A 13,007-nucleotide genomic window follows, 5' to 3' on the forward strand; every position below is an offset into this window, starting at 1 on the left:
GCCCTATGAGCCGTTTTATTGAAAAAATCGCGTCGCCCGAACTTGAGCGTTCGCTCGACAAGCCGCCGTCCAGAAAACATCGTCGCGTCCCACGCGGTCGGTATCATGTCGCGGACATTACGCCGCCTGCAGCATCGCGGCTTTCGATCGGGATTCCCATGGATGACAAAGAGATTACCCAGTTGCTCGACCGAGTCCTCGCACCATGGGTCCGGGCGCTCACGCTGACGCCGATCAAGGTCGACGAGGAAAGCGCCACACTGCGTCTGCCGTTCTCTGGCGAGTGGCGTCACTCGGGCGGCATGATCAGTGGCCAGGTGTTCATGGCGGCCGCGGATACGGCGATGGTCGTCGCCATCACCGCCGCGCTCGGCGCCTTCAGGCCGATGAGCACAGTGTCGCTGAACATCAACTTCATGCGCGCGGTCCGCAAGGGCGATGTGCTGATCAAGGCGCGCGTGCTGCGCATGGGCCGCAATCTCGTGTTCGGCGAAGTCGAACTGTTCGACGAAGGCGGCAACATGGCCGTTCATGCCACCACGACCTACGCGTTGCTCGAATGAACGCCCGACGGACCCAAACCGGCCACACAATCCACCGTAGCAAGAGCAAAGCAAAGCAAGGAAAAGCAGCATGTTCGATCAGGTCGTTTTCGCCGGTGGCGGCAACCGCTGCTGGTGGCAGGCGGGTTTCTGGGACGTCGTGCAGCCGCGGCTCGACATCCGTCCGCGCGTGATCACCGGCATTTCGGCCGGCGCCGCAACCGCCTGCATGATTTACACGCGCGGTGATTCCGACTGGGTCATGCGTTATTACGAGGACGCGCTCCGCCACAACACGCGCAACGCTTACTGGGGCAACCTGCTGCGCGGCGAGTCGGTGTTCCCGCATTACCGGATCTACCGGCAGGCGCTGCTCGATATCTATGGCGACAAGTTTTCGAGGCTCGCACAGGCGCCGGAAATCCGCATCGGCGTGTCGCATCTGCCGCGCTGGCTCGGCGCGCGAAGCGCGGTCGCGGCGGGGCTGGTCGCGTACAACATCGAAAAATACCTGCGCAAGACGCTGCATCCGACGCTTGGTCGGACGCTCGGCTTTCATCCTGAATTCGTGCGCGCGCAGGATTGCGCGAGCGTCGACGAGTTGGCAGACCTGATCCTGCAATCGTCGAGTACACCGCCGTTCACGCCGGTTCTGCGGCGCAACGGCCGGCCGGTGCTGGACGGCGGCATGGTCGATAACGTGCCGGTCGGCGCACTAGATGCCGACACGCCCGGCAACGTGCTCGTGATGGTCACGCGTCTTTATCCGCGGCCGCAGATGTTCGTCGTGCCGCACGGCGTGCAGCAACGGCTCTACGTGCAGCCGTCGCGCAAGGTGCCGATTTCGAGTTGGGATTACACGAGTCCATCGCAGATGGTGCACGCCTATAACCTTGGCCGTGCCGACGGCGAGGTCTTTCTTGAACGCATTCCTGCATTGATGGAGGCGGGAGCGCACGAAGCGCGGTGAGCAAATGCGGCAGGGCGGGGCGGGACACACCTGACCCGCCGGCCACCTCGCCCACCCATCACCGCCGACGCCCGCCCTGCAGTGCCTCCGGATTCGCGACACTGGCGGTATCGCCGGCATCGAAAGCGAGGATGTTCTTGAACGCCGCCGAAAAATACAGCTCGTAGCTCTCGCGCTCCACGTAGCCGATGTGCGGCGTGCAGATCACGTTTTCCATGCGCAGCAGGCTGTAGCCCTGCAGGATCGGCTCGCTTTCGTAGACGTCGATCGCGACCATCCCCGGACGGTTGTGCGATAGCGCGTTGACCAGCGCGTTCTCTTCGAGCAACTCGGCGCGGCTCGTGTTCACGAGCAGCGCGGTCGGCTTCATGCGCATCAGATCGTCCTGCTTGACGATGCCACGCGTGTCGTCGTGCAGACGCAGATGCAGCGACAACACATCGCTGGTCTCGAACAGTTCCTCGCGACTCGCCGCGACGCCGTAGCCATCGGCGCGAGCGGCTTCGCGCGAATGCTCGCGGCCCCAGATCAGCACGTTCATGCCGAACGCCTTGCCGTAGCCGGCGAGCAGCCGGCCGATCTTGCCGTAGCCCCAAATCCCCAGCGTCTGGCCGCGCAGCACTTGCCCCAAACCGAAGTTCGGCGGCAGCGCCGACGTCTTCAGCCCCGACTGCTGCCAGGCGCCCTGCTTAAGGTTTGCCACGTATTGCGGAATACGACGTTGGGCGGCCATGATGAGTGCCCACGTCAGTTCGGCGGGCGCGACTGGCGAACCGCTGCCTTCGAGCACGGCAATGCCGCGCTCGGTACAGGCCGCCAGATCGATGTGGCTCGCCACCTTGCCGGTCTGACTGATCATCCGCAAACGAGGCAGCTTGTCGAGCAGTTGCGACGTGATGCGGGTACGTTCGCGGATCAGGACGAGGGCGTCGACTTCCGCAAGACGGCTCGCAAGTTGTCCGAGACCGCGCACGGTATTGTTGAATACTTTGACTTCCTGGTCGGCCAGCAATTGAAAGCAGTCGAGCTTGCGAACGGCGTCCTGATAATCGTCGAGGATGGCAATCTTCATGGTATGTAATTTGCGGCGCACCCGGGTGGTGCGAACCGAATGTTATGCTGACTGTCCCAGCATGTGACTTAGGTCACACGCTGGTCTGGCTAGATGCCCTACCGTAGAAGTTGCCGCACCAAAAAAGAACGGCAGCGCTACGTGAAGGCGAATTGAGAACGTTTTTAGCAGTTTGTTGCGTGTTGAGGCAAGCCGCTTTACACAAGGTTGCAGAAGCCTTGTAGAACGCGGGCCTCCGCCTGGCAAGCTGTGTGGCCCAGGACGATCTGCGCAATCATGCGCCGGCAGTCGGACATTGGCACGTCGGCGTGATGAATTCAATGCCTCTCGCATGCAGCGTCCCAGGGCTTGTACCGTTTTTTTTTTGCTTCAAACGGAGACAAGTCGATGAATCTTCCCTCGTTCGAAGGGCAGCCCACTATCGAGGCGCCCACATGGGTCAAACACCGAAAGCTGATCGACTGGGTCCAGCGCGTCGCAGCGCTGACCAAGCCCGCACAAGTGGTCTGGTGCGACGGCTCGCAGGAAGAATATGACCGCCTGTGCGCGCAGATGGTCGAAGCAGGAACCCTGAAGAAACTCAACCCCGCCAAGCGTCCCAATTCCTATCTCGCCTGGTCCGATCCGTCCGACGTCGCGCGCGTCGAGGATCGTACCTTCATCTGCTCGCAGCGCGCCGAGGACGCCGGCCCGACCAACAACTGGATCGCTCCGGCCGAAATGCGCGCGACGCTCGACGGCCTGTTCGACGGCGCGATGCGCGGCCGCACGATGTACGTGGTGCCGTTCTCGATGGGCCCGCTCGGCTCGCCGATCGCGCACATCGGCGTCGAGTTGAGCGACAGCCCGTACGTCGTGACCAATATGCGCATCATGACGCGCATGGGCCGCAAGGTGTACGACGTGCTCGGCGAGGACGGTCCGTTCGTGCCGTGCGTGCATTCGGTCGGCGCACCGCTCGCGGCGGGCAAGCAGGACGTGTCATGGCCTTGCAACAAGACCAAGTACATCGTGCATTTCCCCGAATCGCGCGAAATCTGGAGCTTTGGCTCGGGCTATGGCGGCAACGCGCTGCTCGGCAAGAAGTGCTTCGCGCTGCGCATCGCATCGACGATGGGCCGGGACGAGGGCTGGCTCGCCGAACACATGCTGATTCTCGGCGTCACTTCGCCGGAAGGGCGCAAGCATCACGTGGCGGCGGCGTTCCCGTCGGCGTGCGGCAAGACCAACTTTGCGATGCTGATTCCGCCGGCCGGCCTGAACGGCTGGAAAATCTCGACGATCGGCGACGATATCGCGTGGATCAAGCCGGGCAAGGACGGCCGCCTGTACGCGATCAATCCGGAAGCCGGCTACTTCGGCGTTGCGCCGGGCACGAGCGAAAAGACCAACTACAACGCACTCGCCACCTTGAAGGAAAACGTGATCTTCACGAACGTCGCGCTGACCGACGACGGCGACGTGTGGTGGGAAGGCATGACCGACGAGCCGCCGGCGCACCTGATCGACTGGCAGGGTAAGGACTGGACGCCGGCCGACGCAAAGGAAACCGGCCGCAAGGCGGCGCATCCGAACGCGCGCTTCACGGCGCCGGCTTCGCAGTGCCCGTCGATCGATGCGGACTGGGAGAATCCGGCGGGCGTCGCCATCGACGCGTTCATCTTCGGCGGCCGTCGCTCGACCACCGTGCCGCTCGTGACCGAAGCGCGCAACTGGGTCGAGGGCGTCTACATGGCTGCGACGATGGGCTCCGAAACCACCGCCGCGGCCGCTGGACAGCAGGGCGTGGTGCGCCGGGATCCGTTCGCGATGCTGCCGTTCTGCGGCTACAACATGAGCGACTATTTCAGCCATTGGCTGAAGACCGGCGAGCGTTTGCAGCAGCTGAGCGCGAAGCTGCCGAAAATCTTCTGCGTCAACTGGTTCCGCAAGGGTCCGGACGGCAAGTTCGTGTGGCCCGGCTTTGGCGAGAACATGCGCGTGCTGAGCTGGATGGTCGGTCGCATCGAAGGCACCGCGCAGGGCGAAGAGCATGCGTTCGGCATTTCGCCGCACTACGGGGACATCGACTGGAGCGGTCTGAACTTCACGCGCGAGCAGTTCGAGCAGGTGATTTCCGTCGACGCCGCTGCATGGCGCGACGAGCTCGTGTTGCACACGAAGCTGTTTGACACACTGCAACACGGTCTGCCGCCGGCGCTATCCGAAGCTAAGCGGGCGCTAGAGGAAAAGCTCACAGCTTGACTATGTGAGTGCCCACTCAGCCTGAAAAGCCGCCCGTGGGCGGCTTTTTCTTTGGGGCCGGGTTTGTGCCCATCCTTTCGCTTCGGCAACACCGGGGCGACCGTTGCATCTGTTCGAACAAAAAAGACAGTGCAAGCTGCAGTGCAGCAGATTGTTTTCGATTTGGGAACAATCGCTGGTCGGACCCGGTTTTATCGACACAGTCGTACCAAAATCGACAATATTTCCTGCTTTGCCGGCAACTTCTGCACGATATTGCGAGTCGTAGGAGAATTCCAAGTTCGCTTCACTGGTTTTCACCTATTGTCAGGAAGCAGTAACAAGGCAGGGAGTTGTCCTATGGATCATTTGCAGTCGATGCGAGTTTTCGTCAAGGTGGCGGATCTCGGCAGTTTTGCCCGCGCCGCGAGCGCGATGGATATTTCCAATGCGGTTGCCACCCGTCATGTTGCCGACCTCGAAGGCCGTCTTGGTACGCGGCTGCTCAATCGCACGACACGCAGCTTGTCGCTGACCGAATCCGGTCAGGTCTATCTCGAGCGCGCCCGTCAAATTCTCGACGAACTGGAAGACGTCGAACAGATGGTGGTCGCTCGCAATCACGAACCCGTCGGCACCCTGCGCATCGTCGCGCCCGTCGTGTTCGGGCTGCATAACCTCGCGCCCGTGCTGCAAACGTATGCGGAGCGCTATCCGAAAGTCATTCCCGACGTCACGCTGGTCGATCGTCAGGTCGATCTGGTCGAGGAAGGTTTCGACGTCGGCGTCGTGATCGCGCGGCAAATGCGCAGCGCGAGCATCGTCACGCGGCGTTTGACCACCGGCTGTATGACCGTCTGCGCGACGCCGGCTTATCTGGAAAAGCATGGCACGCCGACGCGTCCCGAGCATCTGCTCGAACACCCGTGCCTGAGCTTGCCGTCCGAATACTGGGGCGATGAACGCGTGTTCACGGGGCCGGAAGGCGAAGTGCGCGTGCGGCCGTCGAACGTGATCGTCGCGAACAACACTGAGATGCTGCGGCAGTTTGCGCTGCTGGGCATGGGCATCGCGATTCTGCCGAGCTATCTGATCGGTCGCGACATGACGCGTGGCCGGCTCGTGCGTTTGCTCGGCGATTACCGTTTGCCGCAGGTCGAGATCAACATTGCATACCCGAGCCGCCGTCACCTGCCGGCCAAGGTGCGCACGTTCATCGATCATCTGGTCGAGCACTTCAGCCAGACGCCGAACAGCGTGCTTGGCGAACAGTGGATCAAGGACGGTTTGGAGCGCCCGGCGACGTCGGCCGCGTTCGAGACTGCCGAGTCCCGCGCCCCGGAAGCGTTCGATGGCGCGGAGCCGCTGTCGCGGCTGCTCGATAGCGAGCTGTCGCCTGCCGTGCCGAAGCCGATGACGAAGTCGTCCAACCGCAGCAGCCGCCCGACGGCGTTGTCACCGCTCTAAATCGCTGAATGTCTAAGCCCGCAGCGATGCGGGCGGACAATAAAAAGGCGCAGTCACCTGAAGTGACTGCGCCTTTTTCTATGGGCAGATGCGGATGCGGAGCAAACCGCGGGCTATGCACGGATCGCCGATCGCGGCGGTGGAATGTAGCCGTTCCTTCTACCCCCGCGAGCCGCCGATCCGAATCCCGTCCAATTAGCCGATTTTTCGCGCCGCGGTCTTTTTCGCCGTTGCCTTCTTGGCCGCCGCAGTCTTGGCGGCGGGCGCCTTCTTCGCCGCCACCTTCTTTTCCGCCGGCTCGGCCTTCACTGCCACCGCGGTATCGCCTTCGTCCGCTTCCGGCATCGTCTTCTCCGCCGAACGAGCACCTGAAGTCTTCGCTGCCGCGGTCTTCGCCGCCCCCGGCTCCTTCTTCTCGAATTCAAAGCCGATCTTGCCGTCGTTCTGCTTGACGAGGAACGCCTTGAAGTTTCGGCCGGTACGCGACGACTTGAAGTTCGTCAGCAGATCGGTGCGCCCTTCCTCGAGCAGCTTGGCCATCTGCTCGCGGGCGATTTCCTGCTGCAGGATCACCTTGCCGGAGCGGAAGTCGCACGACTTCGGACTCGCCACCGAGTTTTCGCAGACGTAGCTCATGCCGTGCTCGAACACGCGGCCCTGACACTTCGGACACGCGCCGACCGGCTGCTGATCAGAGAAGTCAGGCGGTTCGCCGTCTTCGCCGGCAGCGTCCTGGCCGAAGTCGAACTCGAGCTTGTAATTCTTGATCTCGTCGTCGAGCGACAGTTTCAGGATCGCCGAGAACGGCCGACCCATCTTGCTGCGGAAGCCAGACAGCGGTCCGATCGTCTTGTTCTGCAGCAGTTCTTCGACTTCGGCAATCTCGAACTGACGGCCACCCGGAATCTTCGAGATCGAGAATTCGCACTTCGAGCACGCAAAGCGCCGGTAATTTTCCTTCACCTGACCACCGCAATTCGGGCAAGGTGTCTGCAACGTCGCGTAATCGCCAGGGATCGTATCCGAATCGTATTCCTTCGCGCGTTTGACGATGGTTTGCGTCATGCGCGCGATTTCCTGCATGAACGCGTCGCGCGGCAGGTTGCCACGCTCCATCTGCGACAGCTTGTATTCCCATTCGCCGGTCAGTTCGGGCGCGGTCAGTTCCTTCACGCCGAGGCCGCGCAGCAGCGTCATCAGCTGGAAGGCCTTGGCGGCCGGAATCAGATCGCGGCCTTCGCGGATCAGGTACTTTTCGGTCAGCAGACCTTCAATGATTGCCGCGCGCGTCGCCGGCGTGCCGAGCCCCTTGGCCGCCATCGCTTCGCGCAATTCGTCGTCTTCGACCAGCTTGCCCGCGCCTTCCATCGCCGACAGCAGCGTCGCTTCGTTGTAGCGTGCGGGCGGTTTCGTGACCAGTTGCTGTGCGGCGATCTTGTCGGTCTTGACCTTTTCGTCCTTCTGCACCGGCACGAGGTTCGCATCTTCGCCGCTGGTTTCGCGGCCGTAGACCTGCAGCCAGCCCGGCTCGACGAGCACCTTGCCTTCGGTCTTGAAGTAATGGCCGACCACCTCGGTGATGCGCGTCGTCACACGGTATTCGGCGGCCGGGAAGAACACCGCGAGGAAGCGTTTGACGACGAGGTCGTAGAGCTTCTGTTCCGGCTCGGACAGATTCTTCGGCGCCTGCAGCGTCGGGATGATGGCGAAGTGGTCGCTGATCTTCGAATTGTCGAAGATGCGCTTGTTCGGCTTCACCCAGCCCTTGTCGAGCACCTGTTTCGCGAACGGCAGGTAGTTGTTGCTCTCCTTGAGCATGCCGAGCGTCTGCTTGACCGTGTCCAGATAGTCTTCCGGCAGCGCGCGCGCGTCGGTTCGCGGATAGGTCAGCACCTTGTGCTTTTCGTACAGCGCCTGAGCGAGGCCCAGCGTATTCTTCGCCGAAAAGCCGAAGCGGCCGTTGGCTTCACGCTGCAGGCTGGTCAGGTCGAAGAGGGCAGGCGACAGCTGGGTCGATGGTTTCGACTCCTCGGTCACCACGCCCATCTGGCCACGGCAGGCCGCGACGATCGTCTCGGCCGCGGGCAGCGACCAGAGGCGCGAATCGCGCTTTTCCGGATCGAACTCGTCGCGCTTGAATTTCGGGTCGAACCAGCGGCCTTCATAAAAGCCGGCCGCGCAGACGAACTCCGCCTTCACTTCCCAGTAGTCGCGCGGCACGAAGCGACGAATCTTCTCTTCGCGTTCGACGACGATCGACAGCGTCGGCGTCTGCACGCGGCCGACCGTGGTCAGAAAGAAGCCGCCGCCCTTGCTGTTGAACGCGGTCATCGCGCGCGTGCCGTTGATGCCGACGAGCCAGTCCGCTTCCGAGCGGCAGCGCGCCGCGTCGGCGAGCGGCTGCATCTCTTCGTCGCTGCGCAGGCGTGCGAAACCCTCGCGGATCGAGCCGGCCGTCATCGACTGCAGCCACAGCCGTTGCACCGGCTGTTTGGCTTTCGCGTGCTGCGCGATCAGGCGGAAAATCAGCTCGCCCTCGCGCCCCGCGTCGCATGCGTTGATCAGACGGTCGATATCCTTGCGCTTCATCAGCTTGGTCAGCACCTTCAGGCGCGACTCGCTCTTCGCGATCGGATTCAGATCGAAATGCGGAGGAATGACGGGTAGGTTGGCAAAGCTCCACTTGCCGCGCTTGACTTCGTATTCGTCGGGTGCGGCGATTTCCAGCAGATGGCCCACTGCCGACGAAAGAACGTAGTCGTCGCTTTCGTAGTACTCGTCATGCTTGGTAAAGCCGCCCAAAGCGCGCGCGATGTCGTTCGCGACAGAAGGCTTTTCGGCGATGATCAGTGCTTTGGACATGACTCGATGTGAGGTTGGTAGATCCGGGTTGGTGGCCTTGAGCGCCAACATGGCGCGCGACGCTCGCTTGAGACCTCTTTCGACCCAATAACGACCGCTTTATAGCACAAGGCGCGAACCCAACGGGTCAAGTACGATAAAAGCGCGCCATCATAATTGCGCGTCCGGCGGTTGATCAACTGCGGCAAACGCCGCGTGCGGACAGCGATGCCAGCGGCGATGCTGTCCCAGAAATGGTCGGCGACGGCCCGTGCCGCAAGCCGCGCTTCGCGAGGCTTTCCGTTTGGCCGTGCGGCGCGCGAGGCCGCCTTCAGGCGACCGCCAGCGCAGGCCGCAGCTTCGGCGCACCGGTCACGCCGGGCAGTGCGGTCAGATCCGACAGCATCCGCTCGACGATCGACACCTGTGGCAAAACCGTACCGAAAAACCGTGTCGTCACCGAGTCTTCGATCAGGACGGTCGGGAAATTCTCGACGTCCAGATCGTCGAACCGATCCGCATGAGTTTCGATGTCGATCCATGCGAAGCAGACTTCCGGGTGCCGCTCGGCCAGCTGGTTGAAGGCGTCCCGGTACTCGCGACACGTTCCGCACCACTCCGCGCACAGGCATGCAACGAACAGAGTGTCGGGGTCGTTGACGCGCTCGGCGATCCGGTCCTGGTCGGTGTCGAGGTTCAGCGCGGGCATGAAGTGATTTCCTTGTGTGCTTTGTCGGGTGCTTTGGCGCGAATGTAGCATGGCCGGTCGCGAAGAGTTGCCAATCTGCGTTGATGCCGGTCAGTCTCGGCTCAGTCATGATGGGCTCGCATGAAGCGGCCGCCGGGCAGCAGCGTGACCTCGCCGGCGAGTTCGAGCCGGAGCAGGGCGGCGTGCAGGGCCGCGTCCTCCATCTCGGTGCGGGCGGCCAGAATTTCAAGCGTGGTCGGTGAGTGGCCGAGCGCGGCGAGCAGACGTTGGGAGTCGGGGGCGAACGCCGGCTGTGGGGCTGGCCCGATCGACCGTGTGTCGGCGAAGGCGGCGCTCGCAGCTCGCGAAGCGGTCCGGGCCGACGAAACGCGCGAACGCGCCTGATCCAGCGGAGCGGCCTGTTTCGCTGCGCGTCCCGCGTGGTTCGCCGTCCGTCGGACAAAACCCAGCTCTTCCAGCACCTCGTCCGGTGTTTCCACGAGCCGCGCGCCCTGCTTGATCATCCGATGACAGCCGCGCGACAACGGCGCGTAAATCGATCCTGGCAGCGCGAACACGTCGCGACCCATCTCGTTGGCGAGCCGCGCGGTAATCAGCGAACCGGAGCGCATAGCCGCCTCGACGATCACGACTCCGCTGACCAGCCCGGCGATCAGCCGGTTGCGTTGAGGGAAGTTGGCGGCGCGCGCCGGCGTGCCGAGCGGCCACTCCGACAGAATCGCGCCCTGCGCCGCGATCTGCCGCGCGAGCGCCTGATGCGCGGCCGGATAGACGAGGTCCGCGCCGGTGCCGACCACCGCGACCGTTCCGCCGACACCTTCGAGCCCGCCCCGATGCGCGGCGCCGTCGATGCCGAGCGCGAGCCCCGAGACGACCGTCACGCCCGCCGCCGACAGCGCTCGCGCGAACCGCCGCGCATCCTCGATGCCCTGCGGCGTCGCGCTGCGGCTGCCCACCAGCGCGACCGCGCGCGTATGCAGCAGATCGAGCCGGCCCTTTATATATAGAAGCGGCGGCGGATCGGGCATCGTCAGCAGCGCGGGCGGGTAGGCGGGGTCGTCGAGCGTGACGATCTGGTTGCCCGGCTGCTCGCGCCATGCGAGCACCGCCTCGAGCTGGCCGTCGAACGCCGGACCCGGCGGCGCCAGCACCGCGCGCGCAGCGGTCTCACCGGCGACCTCGGCGAGCGCATCCGGCGACTGCGCAAACAGCGCTTCGGGCAGTCCGAATGCGGCTAGCAACAGGCGCAACGCCGCGGGTCTGAGGCCCGGTGCAAGCGACAACCGTAGCCAGGCGGCCAGTTCGATACGGGTTGCGGGCAAGGTGTGCATGTGGGTCGCTCCTCTGGCGGGGCCTGCGGGCAGGCGGGCGCCATGCTAAAATTTTCATGATCCGAAATAAAACCGTGCTGCAATAGAAACGGCAATGAGCCGCGAATAACCGCGGCGCCGCGCGTGAGCGCGCGGGTTCGTCGTCGGGCGCGCGAGGCGCGTTGAATCGAACTGGTTCGACACCATCTATCCTCTGCGTATTACGACGGGCTCACAACCTGGCCGAATGGCCAACGCGAGCCTCCAATGGTTAGCGGCGTCTGAAATCACACTCGAAATCATGGCTTTACTGAATATCCTCAATTACCCCGACAAACGGCTGCACAAGGTGGCGAAGCCGGTCGAGGAGGTCAACGACCGTATCCGCCGCCTCGTCGCCGACATGGCCGAAACAATGTACGCGGCGCCCGGCGTCGGGCTTGCCGCCACCCAGGTGGACGTGCACGAACGCGTGATCGTGATCGACGTGTCGGAAACGCACGACGAATTGCTCGCGTTCATCAACCCGGAAATCGTCTGGTCGAGCGATGAGAGGAAGTTGTCGGAAGAGGGCTGTCTGTCGGTGCCCGGGATCTACGACAACGTCGAGCGTGCCGAGAAAGTGCGCGTGCGCGCGCTCAACGAGAAGGGCGAAACGTTCGAGCTCGATTGCGAGGGCCTCCTCGCCGTGTGCATCCAGCACGAGATGGATCACCTGATGGGCCGCGTGTTCGTCGAATATTTGTCGCCGCTGAAGCAAACGCGCATCAAGAGCAAGATGAAGAAGCTCGCCCACGCGATGTAACGCGCTTTCAACTTGCCCGCCGCTCATTCATGACTCATTCGTTGCGCGTCATCTTTGCCGGTACGCCGGAATTCGCCGCGGCCGCGCTGGCCGCGATTGATCGCGCCGGGTTTGCCGTGCCGCTCGTCTTGACGCAGCCGGACCGGCCCGCGGGACGCGGCATGAAGCTGCAGGCGAGCCCCGTCAAGCGCTACGCACAGGAGCATGGCCTCGCGGTTGCGCAGCCCACGTCGCTGCGCCGCGCTGGCAAGTACCCCGAGGAAGCCGCCGCCGGCATCGAGCAACTGCGCGCGACGCCGCACGACGTGATGGTGGTCGCCGCCTACGGGCTGATCCTGCCGCAGGAAGTGCTCGACATTCCGCGCTTCGGCTGCATCAACATTCACGCGTCGCTGCTGCCGCGCTGGCGCGGCGCGGCGCCGATTCATCGCGCGATCGAGGCGGGCGACGCGCAAACCGGCATCACGCTGATGCAGATGGATGCCGGCCTCGACACCGGCGCCATGATCTCCGAAGTCCGCACCCCGATCTCCGCCGACGACACCACCGCCACGCTGCACGACCGCCTCGCCGAGCACGGCGCGCAACTGATCGTCGATGCCCTGATCGAGCTCGAGCGCAGCGGCAAGCTGGCCTCGACCCCGCAACCGGCCGACGGTGTGACCTACGCCGAGAAAATCGCCAAGCACGAAGCGGCGCTCGATTGGCGCCGCCCGGCCGAGGCGCTTGCGCGCCAGGTGCGCGCGTTCGATCCGTTCCCCGGCGGCGCCGGCACGCTCGCCGACGGCAGCACCGTCAAGATCTGGGCCGCCACCGCCGTGGCCTCGCCGACTTCCGGCAACGACAAGACGCCAGGCACCATCACCGAGGTTTCTCCCGACGGCGTGCTGGTCGCTTGCGGCGAAGGCGCACTGCGTCTGACGCAATTGCAGAAGCCCGGTGGCAAGCGCCTGCCGGTGCGCGAATTCCTTGCCGGTTCGCCGCTCGCCGCAGGCCAGCGCTTCGAGCTTCCCGAGGCGCAATAAGCGCGGCGCGCACGCCAGAGCATCGTCGATTCCGCCGGCGTTC

The 13,007-nt window shown here is 63.7% G+C and carries 10 protein-coding genes; 6 read left to right on the forward strand and 4 right to left on the reverse strand.

Annotated elements, in window-relative coordinates:
- The first annotated feature begins 158 nt into the window (after window positions 1-158).
- Together AB3X96_RS01365 and AB3X96_RS01370 are read left to right on the forward strand one after the other, a co-directional pair.
- Entirely contained in the window at window positions 159-563 is a 405-nt protein-coding gene (locus AB3X96_RS01365; protein ID WP_368588312.1) for a PaaI family thioesterase, read from the forward strand.
- A 70-nt stretch (window positions 564-633) separates the two neighbouring features.
- Window positions 634-1,512 (forward strand): patatin-like phospholipase family protein, encoded by an 879-nt coding sequence (locus AB3X96_RS01370; protein WP_368587352.1) that lies wholly within the window; start codon window positions 634-636, stop codon window positions 1,510-1,512.
- 58 nt (window positions 1,513-1,570) lie between these two features.
- Here AB3X96_RS01370 and AB3X96_RS01375 read toward each other — a convergent pair whose 3' ends face one another.
- Window positions 1,571-2,584 carry a D-2-hydroxyacid dehydrogenase family protein gene (locus AB3X96_RS01375; protein ID WP_368588313.1) on the reverse strand — a complete coding sequence of 338 codons (1,014 nt, stop codon included), beginning with the start codon at window positions 2,582-2,584 and terminating at the stop codon, window positions 1,571-1,573.
- Between the two features lie 387 nt (window positions 2,585-2,971).
- On the opposite strand from AB3X96_RS01375, the gene AB3X96_RS01380 reads away from it, so the two are divergent.
- On the forward strand, window positions 2,972-4,828 hold the full coding sequence (locus tag AB3X96_RS01380; protein ID WP_368588314.1) for a phosphoenolpyruvate carboxykinase (GTP): 1,857 nt from the start codon (window positions 2,972-2,974) through the stop codon (window positions 4,826-4,828).
- 339 nt (window positions 4,829-5,167) lie between these two features.
- On the forward strand, window positions 5,168-6,274 hold the full coding sequence (locus AB3X96_RS01385) for a LysR family transcriptional regulator (protein ID WP_368588315.1): 1,107 nt from the start codon (window positions 5,168-5,170) through the stop codon (window positions 6,272-6,274).
- A 195-nt stretch (window positions 6,275-6,469) separates the two neighbouring features.
- Here the strand turns inward: AB3X96_RS01385 and AB3X96_RS01390 are convergent, their stop codons facing one another.
- From AB3X96_RS01390 to dprA, 3 genes are all read right to left on the reverse strand, one after another.
- A complete protein-coding gene (locus AB3X96_RS01390; protein WP_368588316.1) occupies window positions 6,470-9,136 on the reverse strand; it encodes a DNA topoisomerase III in 2,667 nt (888 codons plus the stop codon).
- Between the two features lie 310 nt (window positions 9,137-9,446).
- Window positions 9,447-9,824, reverse strand: a complete 378-nt coding sequence (locus tag AB3X96_RS01395; protein WP_176380643.1) for a thioredoxin family protein — start codon at window positions 9,822-9,824, stop codon at window positions 9,447-9,449.
- 101 nt (window positions 9,825-9,925) lie between these two features.
- Window positions 9,926-11,155: a DNA-processing protein DprA gene (dprA, locus tag AB3X96_RS01400; RefSeq protein ID WP_368588317.1), complete on the reverse strand. Its 1,230-nt coding sequence runs from the start codon at window positions 11,153-11,155 to the stop codon at window positions 9,926-9,928.
- Window positions 11,156-11,435: 280 nt separating this feature from the next.
- Between dprA and def the strand changes: the two genes are divergently transcribed.
- Both def and fmt read left to right on the forward strand, forming a co-directional pair.
- On the forward strand, window positions 11,436-11,939 hold the full coding sequence (gene def / locus AB3X96_RS01405) for a peptide deformylase (protein WP_176109839.1): 504 nt from the start codon (window positions 11,436-11,438) through the stop codon (window positions 11,937-11,939).
- Window positions 11,940-11,968: 29 nt separating this feature from the next.
- Window positions 11,969-12,964: a methionyl-tRNA formyltransferase gene (gene fmt, locus AB3X96_RS01410; protein ID WP_368588318.1), complete on the forward strand. Its 996-nt coding sequence runs from the start codon at window positions 11,969-11,971 to the stop codon at window positions 12,962-12,964.
- Window positions 12,965-13,007 lie beyond the last annotated feature (43 nt).

Origin of the sequence: Paraburkholderia sp. BR13439, from assembly GCF_040948805.1 — a bacterium.
GTDB classification, from domain to species: Bacteria; Pseudomonadota; Gammaproteobacteria; order Burkholderiales; family Burkholderiaceae; genus Paraburkholderia; species Paraburkholderia youngii.